Origin of the sequence: uncultured Allobosea sp. (assembly GCF_945957345.1) — a bacterium.
Lineage (GTDB): Bacteria > Pseudomonadota > Alphaproteobacteria > Rhizobiales > Beijerinckiaceae > Allobosea.
In genome coordinates this window covers 1-16,375 of record NZ_CAMFKW010000074.1, presented here as the reverse complement: position 1 = coordinate 16,375, position 16,375 = coordinate 1, and the positions used below count along the sequence as shown (strand labels likewise).

Below are 16,375 nucleotides of genomic sequence, written 5' to 3'. Positions count from 1 at the left end.
TCTTCCAGTGGAAGCCGTCCTGCTCGTAGCCGATGTTGCGGATCGCCTTGCGGGCGGCCGACTTCACCTTCGACTTGATCTGCTTCTCGTCGAGATGAGTGCGGACCTCGCCGGCGATGACGACGCGGTTGGTGGTCGCCAGCGTCTCGGCGGCGACGCGAACCTTGGCGGGCTCATAACCGGCCTTCACCGCTTCCTTGAAGAACAGATCGACGATCTCGTCGGAGATGCGATCGCAGACCTTGTCGGGATGCCCTTCCGAAACGGACTCGCTGGTGAACAGGTAATTCTGGCGTGACACGGTCGGGGATTCCCTGAATCGGCACATGGAAAAGGCCGGCACAGCCGCGCCAGCCAATGAACGGTCCGTCATTGCAGCGGACGCGTTCGCCGTCAAGCGCAAAAATCCGCTTATCGGGAGGATCGTTCGTCACATCGAACGAAACGAGTGCGATATCACGCCGTTCCGGCGTCTTCCTCGGCCAGGGCCTCGACGAGGTCGATGATGCGCCGGCGCACGCGACCGCTCTTGATCCGCGTGAAGGCCTTCGTGAGCTGCACGCCTTCGCTGGTGGCGAGGAACTCGGAAATATAGGTCGTCGCAGCGGAATCGGCGAAGCCGGGCTCGGGCATGTCGCCGGTCGGAGCGCCGTCGAAGAAGAAGGACACGGGCACGTCCAGCATCTTGGCGATCTGCTGCAGGCGGCTCGCGCTGATGCGGTTGGAGCCCTTCTCGTATTTCTGGACCTGCTGGAACGTCAGTCCGAGCGCCTCACCCAGCTTTTCCTGGCTGACGCCCGCCAACATACGCCGCATGCGGACGCGGCTGCCGACATGTTTGTCGATCGGATTGGGGACCTTCTTGATCATGATTCACCTGCTTAGGCATCAGTGTCATGACCAGGAGCCGCCATCCTGGTCGGCGCGCGGTAGCCGTCATGTATTATACGCTTGTCGGGTGGTCCATAGAAAAAGTTCCACTTGGTATCATTTCCGCATTTGGAAACGGGAAAACGCCAGGAATAGGAGCAGCAGGCCGGCGAAAACCAGGTCTCCGGCCCGCGCATAGAGCGTGACGGAGCCGGCGCGCGGCAGGCCTGAATCGAGCACGCCTTCCACGCCGAGCGGCAGGCTCGCCACCGTCCGGCCATAGGCGTCGACCACTGCGGAAATTCCGGTATTGGCAACGCGGACCAGCGGCAGGCCTTCCTCGATGCTGCGCAGCCGCGCCTGCGCGAAATGCTGATAAGGGCCGCTGGTCTGGCCGAACCAGCCGTCATTGGTCAGGTTCAGGAAGAAGCCGGCGCGCGGGCCCCGTGCCGCGACATCGCCGGGGAACACCGCCTCGTAGCAGATCAGAGGCGCGGCCGTCGGCAGACCCTTGATCGCCAGCGGCGTCCGCGTGTTGCCCGAGGCGAAGCCGCCGGGGATCGAGACGAACTGGGAGAGGCCGACGCCGCGGATCAGCGTGTCGAGGAATGGCGGCAGATATTCGCCGAAGGGAACGAGGTGGACCTTGTCGTAGCTGGCGACGATGACGCCCTCGTCATTGACCACCTGGATCGCGTTGTAGATCGGCGGCCGGCTTTCGCCCGGCAACATCTCGCCGGCCCGCGCCGCGCCGGTGATCAGCGTCACGTCCGGCGGAAGCACCGCGCCGATGCGCGACAAGGCGCCGGGCGTGCGGCCGAGCAGGAAGGGAAACGCCGATTCCGGCCAGATCAGATGCGTGATGCCCTGAAGACCGGGCGTGGTCGGGCTGGTCGCGCGGTCGCTCAACGCCAGGTAATTGTTGAGGATCGCTTCGCCATTGCGGCCGTTGAATTTGGCATCTTGCGGCAGGTTGGGCTGCATCAGCCTGAGCTTCACCCCCGCGACGAGCGGCGCAGGCGTGGCCGGCACGCGCCAGAATCCGAAGGCGAAGAAGCCGGCCAGCATCGCCAACGCCAACAGCGGCGGCCCATAGCGCCCCGCCGCAGTCCGCGCCGTTCCAAGCACGGCCGGCGCCGCGCCGATCGCCACCGCGAACAGGGTCAGCCCGTAGAGTCCGACGAGCGAGGCGAATTGCGCGAGGTGGATCTCGCCCGCCAGCATCATGCCGTAGAGGTTCCAGGGGAAGCCGGTCAGGACGTGGCCGCGCAGCCATTCGCTGATCGCGAGCATCGCGGCGAGCACGAGGATGCGCCCGGCGCCCTTCGGCCAGATCAGCCGCGCGACGCCGAAGGCACTGGCCGGAAAGATGGCGAGAAAGGCCGGCAAGGCGACGACGCCAAGCGGCATCGCCCAGGCGAACTTGTCAGCCTCGACGAGGAAGGCGGCGCCGAGCCACCAGAGCCCAGCGAGGAAGAAGCCGAAGCCCCACCACCATCCCACCGCGAAACCGGCCCGGAACCGGCGCCAGACACTGGTGCCGACGGCGCCGTCGATCAGCCAGACCGCGATGGTCATGGGCACGACGATCAGCGGCCAGAGATCGAGTGGCGGCAAGGCGAGCGCTCCGCTCGCACCGGCGATCAGCGCAATCAGGCGCTTCCGCCAGCCCCAACCCAGGATGACGGCCTCCGCGACCCCTGTCAGGCCCATCAACCCGGCTCCATCGCCGGTTCTTCGGGCACGGGCTCGTTATGGCAATGGATGGTCAGGCGCTTCACGCGGCGCTGGTCGGAATCGAGGATCTCGAAGCTCAGCCCGTCCGGCCCCTTCACGGTTTCGCCCTGGGCCGGCACGCGGCCCGCCAACGTCACGATCAGGCCGCCCAGCGTGTCGATGTCGTCGGCGACCTCGTTGCCGGAGAGATCGACGCCGGTCGCGGCCTTGAGCTCGGCCAGCGTCGCGCGAGCATCTGCCGTGAAGCGGTTCTCGCCGGCCGGGACGATCGGCGTCTCCTCGAGATCATGCTCGTCCTCGATATCGCCGACGACGATCTCGATCAGGTCCTCGATCGAGACCAGGCCGTCCGTCCCGCCATATTCGTCGATGACCAGCGCGATATGGGTGCGAGTCGACTGCATGCGGACGAGCAGGTCGACGGCCGGCATCGAGGGCGGAACATAGAGCACGGGACGCAGCAGCTTCGTCTCCGAGAGCCGCGTCGCGAGATCGACGGCCGAAAGCGTATGCGGAATCGCGAGCTTGCCATTCTCGTCCGGCGGCCCGTTTTCACCAGGCCGGGCCTTCTCGGCGATATATTCGAGGAAATCGCGGATATGGACCATGCCGCGGGGATCATCGAGCGTATCGTCGAAGACTGGCAGGCGCGAATGGCCGGCGATGCGGAAATGAGCGAGCAATTCGTCCAGCGTCGCCTCGGCCGGAACAGCGACGATATCGGCCCGCGGGATCATCACGTCGCCGACGCGACGCTCGCGCAGGCTCAGCACATTGCTGAGCATCGCCCGTTCCTGGACGGAGATGTCGGCAAGCTCGCCATTCTCCTCGGCCAGGGCCTCGACGATTTCCTCGCGGGCCGTGCCGCCGCCGCGCAGGCCAAGGCGGTCGAGGAACTGGCCGAGCCAGTGGCCCAAGCCACGGCCGGCGGTTTCGTTCTGGGATTGTCGACTGTCGTCGCTCATGATCGTGGGGGCTTATACGGAAGAAGGGGCGGGCGCCGTGACGAGCTCGGCACCGGCATAGGGGTCGGACACGCCGAGGCGGGCAAGAGCCTCGACTTCGAGCGCTTCCATGCGGCGCGCCTCGGCCTCGGTCTCGTGGTCTTCGCCGAGGAGATGAAGCAGGCCGTGGATGGCAAGATGGCGGAGATGATCCGTCACACTCTTGGATTCGGCCTCGGCCTCGCGCAGCACCGTCTCATAGGCGATAACGATATCGCCGAGCAGCGGGCTTTTCGCGACGCGCTCCGGGGGAGCGGCCGGGAAGGACAGCACGTTCGTAGCCTTGTCGAAGCCGCGCCAATCGCGGTTGACGATGCGGATGCGCTTGTCGTCGGTCAGCAGCAGGCTGAGCTCGGCGCCGGGCATGGGCTTGCGCGGGGATACCGCGATGCCGGCCTCGAGCGCCTCGTTCAGCAGCGCGCGCAGGCTGGGCAATTTACCGAGCTCGTGCCAGCGGCGCGATTGCGCTCTGACGTCGAGTTGGATCTCGGGAGACGTCTTCTCGGGTGGCGGCGCCGAGCGCCGCCCGCGAGGTCGATCGTTCATCGCGGCCGCTCCCGCGCCAACATCCGCTTCAGCCCTTCGCTGTCGCCTTCCCGGTTGAGATCCGGGGGCGTTTCGGGATTGCGCAAGCGCTCTTCCCGCTCCGCACGCTCATGGCGCGCCGCGCTCTCATAGGCCATGACGATGCGTCGCACCAGTTCATGCCTTACGACATCGCCTTCCTCGAAGCGGGCATAGCCGACGCCCTCGACGTCCTTGAGCAGCTTCACGGCCTCGACCAGGCCGGAACGCTGGCCCGGCGGCAGGTCGATCTGCGAGGGATCGCCGGTGATGATCATGCGCGAGCCCTCGCCCAGACGGGTGAGGAACATCTTCATCTGCATCGAGGTCGCGTTCTGCGCTTCGTCGAGCAGCACGACCGCATTGGAGAGGGTGCGCCCGCGCATGAAGGCGAGCGGCGCGATCTCGATCATGCCGGTCTGCAGGCCGCGCTCGACATGGCGCGCCTCCATGAAGTCGTTCAGCGCGTCGTAGATCGGGCGCAGATAGGGATCGACCTTCTCGCGCATGTCGCCGGGCAGGAAGCCGAGCCGCTCGCCGGCTTCGACGGCCGGGCGCGACAGGATCATGCGCTCGACCACGCCCTGCTCGATCAGCGAGACGGCGTGACCGACCGCGAGCCAGGTCTTGCCGGTGCCGGCCGGGCCTTCGGCGAGCACGAGCTCATGGCGCTTGAGCTGGCGCAGATAGGCGTCCTGCGCGGCATTGCGCGCCCGGACCGGCCCGCGCTTGCGCGTCACGACCGCGTCGAAGGAGGTCTTGCCGGCATCCGCGGTCGGGAAGAGCGAGCGCTGGACGTTGCTTTCCTCGATCGCCCCGTCGACTTCGCCCAGCGTGACGGGTGCGCCGGCCTTGGCGCGAGCATAGAGCGTCTTCAGCACGCGCCCGGCCTGCTCGGCCGTCTCGCGGGCGCCCTTGACGGTGACGTGGTTGCCGTTGGGGCTGACCACGACGCCGAGACGGCGCTCGAGATGCGCGAGGTTCTGGTCGTACTGACCGAAGACCAGGCTCGCGAGGCGGTTGTCGTCGAAGGAGAGCACGACCTCCGTCGCCGAAAGCCCTTCGCGGCCCACGCTTTCGCGCACACCGCCCTCGGGGCGGGCGGGCGCGAGATCGCGCCGCGGGTTCCGGTCGGGTCTTTGCGTCGAATCAGCCTGTGCCAAATGCGTCGCCTCGCTTCAGGCCGGGGTGGCGGATGGTCCGTTCCCGGCGCCTGTTCCAGCCGGGCATGAGCGCCCGGCCGGGTCGTCTCGCAGCATAACCGGACGCAACAATCTCAGCCTGATGACAGGCCGGCGCCCGTCCCTGGCAAATGGGAATGAAGCTGGTCGCGCTCAAGCGGCCAGGCCCTTTCCATCGGTCTCGCCCGGCTCCGCCAGCCGGCCGAACAGGGAATTCGTGCTCGTCTTCTCGATCACCACCCGCACGATATCGCCGATCTGATTCGCGTCGCTCTCGATCTGCACAGCCTGCAGATAGGGCGACTTGCCGGCAAGCTGTCCGGGATAGCGTCCAGGCCTTTCGAGCAGGACATCCACCGTCCGTCCGACCATGGCCCGGTTGAAGGCCTGGCGGTGATGCTCGATGCGCTCCTGCAGACGGTAGAGCCGCTCGTTCATCAGCTCGCGGGGGACCTGCGCTTCGAGGTCGGCGGCCGGCGTGCCGGGGCGCGGCGAATAGTTGAAGGAATAGCTGGAGGCGAAGCCGATCTCGTCGACGAGGCGGATCGTGTCCTCGAAATCGGCATCGGTCTCGCCGGGGAAGCCGACGATGAAATCCGACGACAGAGCGATATCGGGCCGGGCATTCCGGATGCGCCCGATCAGGCGGCGATACTCGTCACCGGTATGCTTGCGGTTCATCGCCGCGAGGATGCGGTCCGAGCCCGCCTGCACAGGCAGATGCAGGAAAGGCATGACGGCGGCCAAGTCGCGATGGGCGGCGATCAGATCGTCATCCATGTCTCTGGGGTGGCTGGTGGTATAACGGATGCGGGCGATGCCGGGCACTTCGGCAACGCGATGCATCAGGCGCGCCAGACTCCAGACGGCACCCTCCGGCCCTTCGCCGTGGTAGGCATTGACGTTCTGGCCGATCAGGGTGACGTCGCGCACGCCGGCTTCGGCGAGGCGCTCGACCTCGGCCATGATCTGCGAAACCGGGCGCGAGAACTCGGCGCCGCGGGTATAGGGCACGACGCAGAAGGCGCAGAACTTGTCGCAGCCTTCCTGCACGGTGACGAAGGCCGAGACGCCGCGCGCCAGAATCGCTTGACGCTTCGGCGCGGGGAGGAAGCCGAACTTGTCCTCGACCGGCAGGTCGGTATCGACGACGCGGCGCTTGCCCGCCTCGGCCAGAAGCTCGGGCAGGCGGTGATAGGCCTGCGGCCCGACCACCAGATCGACGGCGGGCTGGCGGCGCTGGATCTCGCCTCCCTCGGCCTGCGCGACGCAGCCGGCGACGACGATCTTCGTCTCCTGGCCCTCGGCGCCTTGCGCCTTCTTGATGTCGCGGAGCTTGCCGAGCTCGGTATAGACCTTCTGCACCGCGCGGTCGCGGATATGGCAGGTGTTGAGCAGGATAAGATCCGCACCCTCCGGCGTGGCCGTCTCCTCATAGCCCTGATGGCTCAGGATGTCGGCCATGCGCTGCCCGTCATAGACGTTCATCTGGCAGCCGAAGGACTTGATATGGACTTTCTTCATCGGGGCGGATCGGGTCTCCAAAACGCATCCTTTACTGCGGATCGGCCGCCTTGGGAACGGCCGCGGGGCGCAGGTGCAGGACAAGCAAGCAGCGGACCAGCCTGCGTCATTCCTCCGCGCGGCCGGTGACGGCCCGGCGACGCGCCGCGCGGACCGAGGCTTCGGCCAGCCGCGTCGCTTCCTTGCGCGAGGTCGCGCGTCCCATCACGATCGGTTCACCCCAGACCAGTTCGGCATCGATCGCGCCGCATTCCAGCACATGCTTCAGATGCGGCCAGAGCTCGGTATCGCCATACCAGGCAAGGGCCGCTCGGCCGAGGCGCCCGCCCGGCAGACCCTGCCAGCCGGTATAGGTGATCGTCAGGGGAAAGACCGTCACATCGGCCGTGGCGTCGCCCATCGCCTGATGCGCGGCGCCAAGCAGGGAGGAGCGGAAAGGCAGGATGCGGGTGCCGTCACCGGTCGTGCCCTCGGCGAAAAGGACGACCTCCTCGCCATTGGCGATGCGCGCGCCCATCGTGGCAGCCATCCCTGCGGTGGCACTACGGCGCTCCCGGTCAATATAGAGCGTACGCTGGAGATTGGCGAGGAAGCCGACCACCGGCCATTGGCCAACCTCGCTCTTGGCGACGAAGGCCAATTCGCGCTCGGCGCCGATCACGCCAATATCGAGCCAGGAGACATGGTTGGCGACGATCAGCGCCCCGGTGCCGGCCGGCGGCGGATTGCCCCGGACCTTTCGCCGAACGCCGAGGCACCAGCAGGTCAGGCGATGGAAGCGCAGCGGCAAAGCGCCCCGCCGAGAAGGCATGACTCGCATGACGACGAGCTGGGCGAGGACGAGCCCGAGCGTGCCGGTGCACAGCATCGCCAGACGGGCGAGCGCACCGAAGCGGAGTCCGTTCATGCTGAGGCGGGTCCGGTCATCGGCGAAAGGGCGGTCTCGTTGGGAATCTGTGTGCCGTCAATGGCGCGATTGCGCCGGCTTGTCACGCAAGATCGAGCCGCATTGCGATCGCGGTCGCCCGCGTGCCATCCGGCTTGGGGTAATAGCCCTTGCGCCTTCCGACCTCGCGGAAGCCGAAATGACGATAAAGCCGCTCTGCCGGCAGGTTGCCCTCCTCGACCTCGAGGAAAACCTGGATCGCGCCGTCCTCGGCCAGCCGGGCGAGATGCGCGGCGAGCAGCGCGCAGCCGAAACCGTCGCGGCGGCGGGCGGGCGCGACCACGATGCTCAGGATCTCCGCCTCGTCGGCGGCCTTGCGGGAGATGACGAAGCCCTCCGGATGCTTGCCGCTGCCGCTGAAGACGCCATCGGCCGCGACCGCCGAATCGGCGAGCAGCGCCGCGCATTCGGCCGGCTCCCAGCCGCGGGCAAAACCGCCCTGGTGATGCAGGGTCGCGACCTGCAAGGCATGGCCAGCATCGAGCCGCATCGTCCGCAGCGGAGGCGAATCAGGGTGAAGCAGTTTGCGCAGCCAGGCCATGCCCCCTGTTCGCACGGATTGACGTAGCGGCAACCACCATTTGGGGGATAGGCTCACCGGCGCGGCAGGCGGGCTTTGTCCTGCGGCGTCGTCTCGGGCGCCTTCAGGTAGAGCGGGCGGGGCGGCGCGGTTTCGGGATCGGCGATGAAGCCGAGCCGGGCGACCCAGGCTATATCGGGCGCCTTGGCATCGTCGATCACCAGCGCATCGAGGCCGATCGCCCAGGCTTCGTTGGCGACCGCGAGCGCCGAGGAGCCGACGAGGCTGACAGGGCCTGCGCCGATGGCGCGAGCCGCGTCGCGATAGCTGACCTGCCGGAGCGAGACCAACGGCTTGCCCTCGGCCGTCAATGCCTGGAACCAGACCTGGCCATGCTTGGCATCGAGCGCGGCGGCAATGACGCGGCCCGATTCGCGCCCGATGAGGGGCGCGGCGAAGGCGGCGACCGTGGTGACGCCGACCGCCGGGATGCCGGCGGCGAAGGCGATGGCGCGAGCGGCGCTGACGCCGACGCGCAAGCCGGTATAGCTGCCGGGACCCACGGTAACAGCGACGCGCGAGAGCGAACCGAAGCCGCCCTCGATGTCCTTCATGACCCGCTCGACCAGCGGCATCAGCGCCTCGGCATGGCCGCGATCCATCGCGATCTGCTCGATCGCCAGGGGCTTCACCATGTCGGCCGTATCCAGCACGCAGGCCGAGCAGGCGCCGAGCGCGGTATCGATCGCGAGAATGCGCATCAGGATGTCATTCCGCGAAAGGCCGCGCTCATCGTCACAAAAATTCCCGCAGCTCTCTCAGACGGCTTCGACTTCGCGCACATCCGGCAGGAAGTGGCGCAGCAGGTTCTGGATGCCGTGCTTCAGCGTCGCGGTGGAAGAGGGGCAGCCCGAGCAGGAACCCTTCATCGCCAGATAGACCGTGCCGTCGCGATAGCCCCGGAAGGTGATGTCGCCGCCATCGCCAGCGACCGCCGGGCGGATGCGGGTTTCGAGCAGGTCCTTGATCGTCTCGACGGTCTGCGCATCCGCGGGGTCGAAGAACTCGCCCTCCTCGATCACATCGGCCGCCGAGCCGGCCGCCAGGACCGGGGCGCCCGACATGAAATGCTCCATGATCGCGCCGAGGATCGCGGGCTTCAGATGCGGCCATTCGCCGTCCGACTTGGTGACGGTGATGAAATCGGAGCCGAGGAAGACGCCGGAAACACCGGAAACGCCGAACAGGCGCTGCGCCAGCGGGGAGCGCTCGGCATCGGTGACGTCGCGCAGGTCGAGCGTGCCGTCGGGCATGACGGCCCGGCCGGGGAGAAACTTCAGTGTCGCCGGATTCGGCGTGGCTTCGGTCTGGATGAACATGGACTTGCCTCCGGTACCGGCGATTCAAGGTCGCCGTTCCTGGCTCCGATATAGGCCGCCGGCTGGAATCATTCCAGCGGCATGGCATCGCAGCGGGGCGCCCTCAGGCGAGGGCGTCGATCTCCTCGTCCTCCAGATGGCCCGGGACGATGGCGACGGGGATCGGGAAGCTCGCCGAGGACTTGCCGGCAAGCGCGCTGACGAGCGGGCCGGGTCCCTTGCTGCTCGTACCGGCCGCCAGCACAAGCAACGAGATGTCCTCGTCCTCCTCGATCAGCTTGACGAGCTCGTCGGCCTTGTTGCCGACGCGCACGACCGTCTCCGGTTCGAGCCCGGCCAAGGTCCGCACGGCTGCAGCCGCCGCTTCGAGGCGCTTCTCGGCCTCGGCCTCTGCTTCCGCCTGCATGACTTCGCCGACGCCGAGCCAGGTCTCGTGCTCGGGAAGGGTGGCGACGCCGAGCAGGACGATGGAGGCACCGACGCGGGCGCAGCGGCGTGCGGCGAAGCGAATCGCCTTGGCGCATTCCTCGCTGCCATCGACGACGGCGAGGAATTTCGGGCGATGGCCTGTCTCGTAGGACCGCCGTCTCTTGACCATGAACTGTCCTGCCGCCGCTTCAGGGACGGGCATGGTGACCCGCACCGGCATCCCGGCGCAAGCCCATCCCCGGAAATCCGGCCTAACGGCGGCGCACGAAGCCGACGATGTCCTTGACCTCACGCATGATCGGCGCCGCGATCGCATCGGCGCGGGCCGCGCCCTCGCCGAGGATCGCGTCGATATGGCTGGGATCGGCCAGCAGGCGGCGCATCTCGCCGGCGATGGGCGCGAGCTTCTCGACCGCGAGATCGACCAGCGCCGCCTTGAAGCCGGAGAACTGGCCGCCGCCGAACTGCTTGAGCACCGCGTCCTTCGACGTGCCGGACAGGCCGGCATAGATGCCGACGAGGTTTTCCGCCTCGGGCCGGCCTTCCAGGCCCTTCTCCTCGGAGGGAAGCGCCTCGGGATCGGTCTTGGCCTTGCGGATCTTCTGGGCGATCGCCTCGGCATCATCGGTCAGGTTGATGCGCGAATAATCGGAGGCGTCCGATTTCGACATCTTCTTGGTGCCGTCGCGCAGGCTCATCACGCGCTGCGCCGGGCCTATGATGATCGGCTCCGACAACGGGAAATAGCCCTGGTCGCCCGTGCCGAGCCCCAGTTCGGCGATCCGCTCCGCGAAGTCGTTGTTGAACTTCTGGGCGATGTCGCGGGTCAGCTCGAGATGCTGCTTCTGGTCCTCGCCGACCGGAACATGCGTCGCCTTGTAGAGCAGGATGTCGGCCGCCATCAGCACCGGGTAATCGTAGAGCCCGACCGAGGCGTTCTCGCGGTCCTTGCCGGCCTTCTCCTTGAACTGCGTCATGCGATTCAGCCAGCCGAGCCGGGCGACCGTGTTGAAGACCCAGGCCAGTTCGGCATGGCCAGGAACCTGGCTCTGGTTGAAAATGATGCTCTTCTTCGGGTCGACGCCGGCGGCGATGTAAGCGGCCGCAACCTCGCGAATCGCGCCCGTCAGCACCTTCGGGCCGCCCCAGACGTCGAGCCCTTGCGTGATCGCGTGCATGTCGACGACGCAATAGATGCATTCATGCGTATCCTGCATCGCGACCCAGTTGGTCAGCGCGCCCAGATAGTTGCCGAGATGCAGCGTCGAGGTGGGCTGCATGCCTGAGAATACGCGCTGATGAAAACCCGACATTGGGCACTCCGTCGTCACGATGGAGAAGGGAAGCGGCGCTTCTGGCTCAACCCCGCCGCTTGCGCAAGGGGAGAGCGCCGAAGGCGCCCAGCAGCCAGCCCGCCGCGCCATAGCTCGCGAGCCCTCCCAAGCAGAGCAGGCAGAGCGCGCCGACCCGGTGCAAGGCAGGCTGATCGAAAGTCAGCGGACCGGCCAGCAAGCGCAACAGCAGCTCCAGAGCGGCCAGCATGATCGCACTCGCGGCAAGGCTGGCGGCGATCGGCCGCACGCTGCCGATACTCGGGCGCCAGATGCCATCGCGCAGCAGCATCCCACCAAGCAGGCAGGCCTGCGCCATGAACGCGAAGGTCGCGGCGAGCGCCGCCATCCCGGCCGCATTGCCCTCATCCGCCAGGCAGAAGCCGATAAGGGCAGCAACCAGCACGGCGAGGCCGCCGGAGACGAGCGGCAGGCGTGGTGCGCGGCGGGCGAAATAGACCTGCCCGAAGACCTTGGCGGCGATGGCAAAGGGCAGGCCGTAGCCGAAGGCGGCGAGCGCTGCGGCGGTCCGAGCGCGATCGGCGGCATCGAAGCGGCCATATTCGAACAGCGCCGAGACGATCGGCTCGGCCAGCGCGACGAGCGCCGTCGCGGCGGGCAGGGCGAGCGCGAGACCCAGCGCCAGCGCCTGACCGAGCATGGCGTCGGGACCCTCACGGTTCGCCGCCAGCGCCATGTCGGAGAGCACGACGGTGCCCATCGCCACGCCGACGAAGCCGAGCGGGAGCTGGAAGACGCGGTCGGCATAGTAGAGCGCGGCGACGGCGCCCGAGCCGGTCGAGGCGATCTGCGTCGCCACCAGCAAGACGAGCTGGGCGGCGGAAGCTGCGAGCAAGGTCGCGCCACCCGTTCGGACGAGCCGCGTCATGTCCGGCGACCAGCCCAGGCTGGGGCGCGGCAAGCCGGGGCCGCGCAGCGCCACGAGGATCATGACGAGATGGGCGAGACCGGTCAGGCTGGTGGAGAGCGCAAGCCAGCGCGCGCCGGTCTCGGGCTGCACGCCCTTCGCATGCAGCAGCAGGAGCACGACGAGCAGGATGGCGTTCATCAGCGCCGGGGCTAGCGCGGCGACCGTGAAGCGTTTCTCGGCATTGAGCAGCGCCGCCAACATGGCGGCGAGCGTCGTCAGGAACAGGAAAGGCAGCATCAGCCGCGTGTAGGACGCCGCCAGAGCCAGGGTTTCGGGCGCATCGGCGAAGCCCCCGGCAAGGCCGAGCACGAGCCAGGGCGCGGACAACTCGCCCAGGCCGACCAGCACCAGCAGCAACAGGCCGATCTGTCCGGCCGCCTCCCCCGCGAAGCCGCGCGCTGCCGTTTCGCCGCGCTCGCCCTTGATCGCGAGGTAGAGCGGCACGAAGGGCGCATTGAGCCCGCCCTCGCCGAGCACGCGCCGCACGAGGTTGGGCAGACGCAGAGCGGCGAGGAAAGCATCGGCCACCGGCCCACCGCCGAGCAGCCGCGCGATCAGGACATCACGGGCGAAACCGAGCAGGCGCGAGGCAATCGTGGCCGCTCCGACGACGGCAGAATCGCGTGCGAGACGGGAGGATTCCGGCGCCGATGCCGCCGGCTTCTCCATCAGAGGATGAACCGGCTCAGGTCTGCGTTCTTGGCGAGGTCGCCGATGCGGGCCTCGACATAGGCCGCATCGATCGTCACGGCCTCGCCGGAGCGGTCTGGCGCGGTGAAGGAGATCTCGTCCAGAATGCGCTCGATCACGGTCTGGAGCCGGCGGGCGCCGATATTCTCGACCGTCGAATTCACCTCGACGGCGATGCGGGCGATGGCGTCGATCGCGTCGGACGTGAAGGTGACGGAGACCTCCTCGGTCGCCATCAACGCGACGGACTGCTTGATCAGGCTCGCTTCCGTCTCGGTCAGAATGCGCTTGAAATCCTCGATGTCGAGCGGGTTGAGCTCGACGCGGATCGGCAAGCGACCCTGCAATTCCGGCAGCAGGTCGGAAGGCCGCGAGACATGGAAAGCACCCGACGCGATGAAGAGGATATGGTCGCTCTTCACGGCGCCGTGCTTGGTCGCGACCGTCGTGCCTTCGATCAGCGGCAGCAGGTCGCGCTGCACACCTTCGCGCGAGACGTCAGCGCCGCCCTTGCCCTCGCGGGCGCAGATCTTGTCGATCTCGTCGAGGAAGACGATGCCGTTTTCCTCGACCTCGCGGATCGCGGCCTGGATGATCGCGTCCTGGTCGATCAGCTTGTCGCTCTCCTCGGCCAGCAGCGGCTGGTAGGCGTCCTTGACCAGGACGCGCTTGGGTTTGCCCTTCTGGCCGAAGGCCTTGCCGAGCATGTCGGAGAGGTTGATCGCGCCGATCGAAGCGCCGGGCATGCCGGGAACCTCGAACATCGGCGCACCCGTGCCGGCGCCGGCAGCCATCTCGACCTCGATCTCCTTGTCGTCGAGCTCGTTGGCGCGCAGCTTGCGGCGAAAGGAATCGCGGGTCGCCTGGCTGGAATTGGCGCCGACGAGGGCATCGAGCACGCGCTCCTCGGCCGCGACATGCGCCTTGGCCTGGACATCCTTGCGCCGGCTCTCGCGCACCAGCGCGATCGCGACTTCGAGAAGATCACGCACGATCGATTCGACATCGCGGCCGACATAGCCGACCTCGGTGAACTTGGTTGCCTCGACCTTGAGGAAAGGCGCGTTTGCAAGCTTGGCGAGGCGCCGCGCGATCTCCGTCTTGCCGCAGCCGGTCGGCCCGATCATCAGGATGTTCTTCGGCGAGACCTCCTCGCGCAGCGGCCCTTCGAGCTGCTGGCGGCGCCAGCGGTTGCGCAGGGCGATGGCGACGGCGCGCTTGGCGTCCTTCTGGCCGACGATGAAACGGTCGAGCTCCGAGACGATCTCGCGGGGGGAAAAGCTGGTCATTGCGGTGCTGTATCCGGATGAAATGACGACGGCTGCGAGGATCAGGCCGCCTCAAGCGTCTCGATGACGAGCGAATGATTGGTGTAGACGCAGATGTCGCCGGCGATCTTCATCGCCTTGCGCACGATCGCCTCGGCATCGGGCTCGACATCGATCAGGGCACGCGCCGCCGAGAGCGCGTAGTTGCCGCCGGAGCCGATCGCCATCACCGCGCCGTGCTCGCTCGCTTCCGGCTCCAGCACGTCGCCGGTTCCGGAGATCAATAGCGAAACCTCCTTGTCCGCGACGAGCAGCATCGCCTCCAGCCGGCGCAGGTAACGATCGGTGCGCCAGTCCTTCGCAAGCTCGACGCAGGCGCGCAGCAACTGGGTCGGGTACTGCTCGAGCTTTTTCTCGAGTCGCTCGAACAGGGTGAAGGCATCGGCAGTCGCGCCCGCGAAGCCCGCGATCACATCGCCCTTGGCGAGGCGGCGAACCTTGCGGGCGTTGCCCTTCATGATGGTCTGGCCGAGCGAGACCTGGCCGTCGCCGCCGATGACGACGCGCCCGCCTTTGCGCACCATCAGGATGGTGGTGGCGTGCATCACGGGGGCATTGCTGTTTTCAGACATGAGATGATGAACCGGGATCGAGACAGGGCGACGGATGACGCCAAACATGTTCAGGCGAGGCCGGTCTATCAAGGGGGGAGCTGGCATGCCACCTTCCGAAGGTGCGATAATGGAACATGCAACCCAGGCTTGAGGCGCGATCTTCACTTGAAGTTGAATTCAGCTTTCGCAATTCACATTCAACCATATCAGCGATGATTATCTGCCTATAGCGCGCGAGTCCTTGCCCCTGCCGTAGGACATTCTCAGCAGAAAAGCATATTTGTTCGACCTTAAGCTTTTAAGCAGTTTTTTATCATTAACGCCCAAAGGTCAGGGCTTAGAACGGCTTCCATTGTCGGGAAGCCGCCTGGGGCGCCATTCATGAAATCCATCCGCCTGAAAATTCTCGCCATGCTGGCCATCGTCGCCGGCGGTGCCATCCTGTCGGCGATCATCAGCATCTACGGCCTGCATCGAGCCGACGACCTGAACACGCGCTCCGAAATCCAGGGTAATGTCGCGCTGCTGACCCAGCGCATCAATGGCGTGGTCACGGCCGTGGTGATGGAATCGCGCGGCGTCTACATGTCGAAGGCGCCGCAGGAAACCGCGACCTATGCCAAGGGCATCGAGGACCGCTTCCCCACGCTGCGCAAGCTCACCGCCGACCTGCAGAAGATTGCTCCGCCGGAAGAACGCGCGCTCGTCGACCAGATCGGCAAGGCGGTCGACGAGTTCATCGTCTTCCGGGCCGAAACCGCCCGTCTCGGGCGCGAGGTCTCGCCTGCGGCCGCCAACGAGCAGGGCAATAACGAGGCCAACCGCGCCAATCGCAAGGCCCTGAACGATCTGCTGATCAGCTTCAGTCAGCGTGTCGAGAAAGCCGGCATCGAGATCGGCGAGGAAGCGACCGCCTTCACCCGCCAGATCCAGTGGCTGCTGCCGGTCGTGCTGCTGGCGACGCTGCTGGTGTCCGTCGGTGTCGCGCTCGTCTTCGCGCAGCGCTCGATCACCCGCCCGATCCTCGACCTGAGCCAGGTCATGGAGAAGCTGACCGCCGGCGACACCCGTATCGACGTCCCGCATTCCGACCGGCCCGACGAGATCGGCGCCATGGCGCGTGCGGTCTCCGTGCTGCGCGAGAGCACCGAGCAGGTTGCCCTCCTGCAAGAGCAGGAGCGCGCCTCCGCGGCCGCGCGGCTCGCGCGGGCGCAGTCGATGGAAGCCGTGGTCTCGGATGTCGGCGAGGTCGTCGCGGCCGCTGCGGCCGGCGATTTCTCCGCCCGCCTGCAGATCGACGATGCCGACGAGCAGATGCAGCGGCTGGTCGCCGGCATCAACGAGATCAACGCGGTTGTCGACGGCGCAACGACGGAGTTCGCCGGGG

17 protein-coding genes are annotated in these 16,375 nt (G+C 67.0%); 1 reads left to right on the top strand and 16 read right to left on the bottom strand.

The window, feature by feature from the left end:
- The 16 genes from Q0Q36_RS23465 to hslV form a co-directional block, all read right to left on the bottom strand.
- A partial coding sequence (locus tag Q0Q36_RS23465) for an S-adenosylmethionine synthetase N-terminal domain-containing protein (protein WP_293801978.1) occupies positions 1-301 on the bottom strand: 301 nt, incomplete at its 3' end.
- Between the two features lie 155 nt (positions 302-456).
- Positions 457-870 (bottom strand): helix-turn-helix transcriptional regulator, encoded by a 414-nt coding sequence (locus Q0Q36_RS23460; protein WP_293801976.1) that lies wholly within the window; start codon positions 868-870, stop codon positions 457-459.
- Between the two features lie 117 nt (positions 871-987).
- A complete protein-coding gene (gene lnt / locus Q0Q36_RS23455) occupies positions 988-2,583 on the bottom strand; it encodes an apolipoprotein N-acyltransferase (protein ID WP_293801974.1) in 1,596 nt (531 codons plus the stop codon).
- Entirely contained in the window at positions 2,583-3,572 is a 990-nt protein-coding gene (locus Q0Q36_RS23450; RefSeq protein WP_293801972.1) for a hemolysin family protein, read from the bottom strand. Before Q0Q36_RS23450 ends, lnt begins: the two co-directional genes overlap by 1 nt.
- 12 nt (positions 3,573-3,584) lie before the next feature.
- Positions 3,585-4,157: an rRNA maturation RNase YbeY gene (gene ybeY / locus Q0Q36_RS23445; RefSeq protein ID WP_293801970.1), complete on the bottom strand. Its 573-nt coding sequence runs from the start codon at positions 4,155-4,157 to the stop codon at positions 3,585-3,587.
- Positions 4,154-5,260 carry a PhoH family protein gene (locus tag Q0Q36_RS23440; RefSeq protein WP_265060461.1) on the bottom strand — a complete coding sequence of 369 codons (1,107 nt, stop codon included), beginning with the start codon at positions 5,258-5,260 and terminating at the stop codon, positions 4,154-4,156. The genes ybeY and Q0Q36_RS23440 overlap by 4 nt, the downstream gene beginning before the upstream one ends.
- Before the next feature lie 249 nt (positions 5,261-5,509).
- Complete coding sequence (gene miaB, locus Q0Q36_RS23435; RefSeq protein WP_293801968.1) at positions 5,510-6,880, bottom strand: tRNA (N6-isopentenyl adenosine(37)-C2)-methylthiotransferase MiaB; 1,371 nt, start codon at positions 6,878-6,880, stop codon at positions 5,510-5,512.
- A 106-nt stretch (positions 6,881-6,986) separates the two neighbouring features.
- Complete coding sequence (locus Q0Q36_RS23430) at positions 6,987-7,787, bottom strand: 1-acyl-sn-glycerol-3-phosphate acyltransferase (protein WP_293801966.1); 801 nt, start codon at positions 7,785-7,787, stop codon at positions 6,987-6,989.
- Between the two features lie 82 nt (positions 7,788-7,869).
- Complete coding sequence (locus Q0Q36_RS23425; RefSeq protein ID WP_293801964.1) at positions 7,870-8,316, bottom strand: GNAT family N-acetyltransferase; 447 nt, start codon at positions 8,314-8,316, stop codon at positions 7,870-7,872.
- Positions 8,317-8,420: 104 nt separating this feature from the next.
- Entirely contained in the window at positions 8,421-9,107 is a 687-nt protein-coding gene (gene tsaB / locus Q0Q36_RS23420) for a tRNA (adenosine(37)-N6)-threonylcarbamoyltransferase complex dimerization subunit type 1 TsaB (protein ID WP_293801962.1), read from the bottom strand.
- Between the two features lie 57 nt (positions 9,108-9,164).
- Positions 9,165-9,725: a NifU family protein gene (locus Q0Q36_RS23415; RefSeq protein ID WP_173043174.1), complete on the bottom strand. Its 561-nt coding sequence runs from the start codon at positions 9,723-9,725 to the stop codon at positions 9,165-9,167.
- A gap of 103 nt (positions 9,726-9,828) precedes the next feature.
- Positions 9,829-10,323 carry a universal stress protein gene (locus tag Q0Q36_RS23410; RefSeq protein WP_265057057.1) on the bottom strand — a complete coding sequence of 165 codons (495 nt, stop codon included), beginning with the start codon at positions 10,321-10,323 and terminating at the stop codon, positions 9,829-9,831.
- An 82-nt stretch (positions 10,324-10,405) separates the two neighbouring features.
- Positions 10,406-11,467 (bottom strand): tryptophan--tRNA ligase, encoded by a 1,062-nt coding sequence (trpS, locus tag Q0Q36_RS23405; protein WP_293801957.1) that lies wholly within the window; start codon positions 11,465-11,467, stop codon positions 10,406-10,408.
- 46 nt (positions 11,468-11,513) lie between these two features.
- Entirely contained in the window at positions 11,514-13,085 is a 1,572-nt protein-coding gene (gene murJ / locus Q0Q36_RS23400) for a murein biosynthesis integral membrane protein MurJ (protein WP_293801955.1), read from the bottom strand.
- Entirely contained in the window at positions 13,085-14,395 is a 1,311-nt protein-coding gene (gene hslU / locus Q0Q36_RS23395) for an ATP-dependent protease ATPase subunit HslU (RefSeq protein WP_293801953.1), read from the bottom strand. Before hslU ends, murJ begins: the two co-directional genes overlap by 1 nt.
- A gap of 41 nt (positions 14,396-14,436) precedes the next feature.
- Positions 14,437-15,006, bottom strand: coding sequence for an ATP-dependent protease subunit HslV (gene hslV / locus Q0Q36_RS23390; protein ID WP_291656294.1), 570 nt, complete (start codon positions 15,004-15,006; stop codon positions 14,437-14,439).
- Between the two features lie 363 nt (positions 15,007-15,369).
- Here hslV and Q0Q36_RS23385 point away from each other — a divergent pair.
- Positions 15,370-16,375: HAMP domain-containing protein (locus Q0Q36_RS23385; RefSeq protein WP_293801950.1), on the top strand; the 1,006-nt coding region annotated here is incomplete at its 3' end.

Bases quoted from the DNA above. Each gene is read 5' to 3' on its own strand.
- Q0Q36_RS23460 (WP_293801976.1), bottom strand. From the start codon at position 870: ATGATCAAGAAGGTCCCCAATCCGATCGACAAACATGTCGGCAGCCGC.
- lnt (WP_293801974.1), bottom strand. From the start codon at position 2,583: ATGGGCCTGACAGGGGTCGCGGAGGCCGTCATCCTGGGTTGGGGCTGG.
- Q0Q36_RS23450 (WP_293801972.1), bottom strand. From the start codon at position 3,572: ATGAGCGACGACAGTCGACAATCCCAGAACGAAACCGCCGGCCGTGGC.
- ybeY (WP_293801970.1), bottom strand. From the start codon at position 4,157: ATGAACGATCGACCTCGCGGGCGGCGCTCGGCGCCGCCACCCGAGAAG.
- miaB (WP_293801968.1), bottom strand. From the start codon at position 6,880: ATGAAGAAAGTCCATATCAAGTCCTTCGGCTGCCAGATGAACGTCTAT.
- Q0Q36_RS23430 (WP_293801966.1), bottom strand. From the start codon at position 7,787: ATGAACGGACTCCGCTTCGGTGCGCTCGCCCGTCTGGCGATGCTGTGC.
- Q0Q36_RS23425 (WP_293801964.1), bottom strand. From the start codon at position 8,316: ATGCGGCTCGATGCTGGCCATGCCTTGCAGGTCGCGACCCTGCATCAC.
- tsaB (WP_293801962.1), bottom strand. From the start codon at position 9,107: ATGCGCATTCTCGCGATCGATACCGCGCTCGGCGCCTGCTCGGCCTGC.
- Q0Q36_RS23415 (WP_173043174.1), bottom strand. From the start codon at position 9,725: ATGTTCATCCAGACCGAAGCCACGCCGAATCCGGCGACACTGAAGTTT.
- Q0Q36_RS23410 (WP_265057057.1), bottom strand. From the start codon at position 10,323: ATGGTCAAGAGACGGCGGTCCTACGAGACAGGCCATCGCCCGAAATTC.
- trpS (WP_293801957.1), bottom strand. From the start codon at position 11,467: ATGTCGGGTTTTCATCAGCGCGTATTCTCAGGCATGCAGCCCACCTCG.
- murJ (WP_293801955.1), bottom strand. From the start codon at position 13,085: ATGGAGAAGCCGGCGGCATCGGCGCCGGAATCCTCCCGTCTCGCACGC.
- hslU (WP_293801953.1), bottom strand. From the start codon at position 14,395: ATGACCAGCTTTTCCCCCCGCGAGATCGTCTCGGAGCTCGACCGTTTC.
- hslV (WP_291656294.1), bottom strand. From the start codon at position 15,006: ATGTCTGAAAACAGCAATGCCCCCGTGATGCACGCCACCACCATCCTG.